Source organism: Viridibacillus soli (assembly GCF_016612995.1).
GTDB classification, from domain to species: domain Bacteria; phylum Bacillota; class Bacilli; order Bacillales_A; family Planococcaceae; genus Viridibacillus; species Viridibacillus soli.
Genome location: NZ_JAEOAH010000089.1, coordinates 1 through 1,216, shown reverse-complemented (window position 1 = coordinate 1,216; position 1,216 = coordinate 1). Strand labels below are relative to the sequence as shown.

Here is a 1,216-nt window from a genome sequence, read left to right as displayed (position 1 = left end):
CGATATTTAAGGGCTTCTTTATGGAAACCAGCCTACATCGGGCTTCGAAAAATCGAAGGCAAAGCTGTTCCATAAAACGCAAACTGTCGTTGTCGCACACGTATAATTGTAAAAAAAAACCAAATGGATGGAGCCACCTTTATTGAAGTGTTTCCTTTTTTGGCTCTAAACCCTAAGTATAAATAGACGGAATTTTCAATCTTTATTTATGCAACACTAGTGTAATAATATATAAATTCAATGCCCTGTTCTTAATTGAAAGGGGCTTTTTTATTGATTGTTTTTAATATGATAAATAGTTTTTATATGTGGGAAATAGTCAAAAAGTACTTTTCTAAATTATTTTTTATTTCTTGTTAGTTAAAAAGGGCTGTATTTCATAAAAAGGGTTTACTTCACAAAATAACAATGAGAAGCTATCTAAGAATAATATTTTTAAAAATTATAGAAGAGGTGTAGAAATGAAAAAAATAATGTATTTATTATTTATGTCGGTAGTATTTCTAATTGGATCAGTAGGAATTTCAGGATCGGCAAGTGCTACAAGTACTTCAACATCAATTAAAATGAACGGTAATTTTGCTTATGGTGGAACAGCATATCTTACTACTTCAGAAGATCATTTAAATGTTTATGCTACATATAAACCAGCTCCTAGTAGTTATGTATATGTGAAATTAACTTTACAACGTAATAATAACGGTACTTGGACAAATATCGATACTAAAACTGGAACTGTCTCTGCTGATACTGGTAAGAGTTTAAATGTTTCATTTGCTAATATTTCAAACGTACTTAATAAATCACATCGTATAAAAGTTGATATTTATGACGGATACAGTTCAACTATTCTTATGCAAACTGCTTATTCTAAAACATGGACTAGATAGAAAGATACTAAAATTTAAATAAAATGAATTCGTAGAAAAAGTGTAATAAATGAGAGTATTCGAGTTGGATAACTACTCATAACACAATTTCTCGAATGCTCTCATGCAATGTTTTTCTAGAGAATTTCACGTTTTTATTGTGGTTTCGAAAAAATATCAAGTTGACACCTGCATTTTTTGAAGTTAATATGTATATAATATAGTATTCAGGCCGACGGTTCGGCTAGGGAAAACCTCTTTCACATTACGTGTAAGAGGTTTTTTTCTGTACTTTTTTAGTGTATTATGGTTCAACGTCAAATGTTGGGGTGACTAAAAAATCACGC

General features: G+C 30.3%; 1 protein-coding gene. It reads left to right on the top strand.

The window, feature by feature from the left end:
- The first annotated feature begins 461 nt into the window (after positions 1-461).
- On the top strand, positions 462-890 hold the full coding sequence (locus JFL43_RS22110) for a hypothetical protein (RefSeq protein WP_200750718.1): 429 nt from the start codon (positions 462-464) through the stop codon (positions 888-890).
- Positions 891-1,216 lie beyond the last annotated feature (326 nt).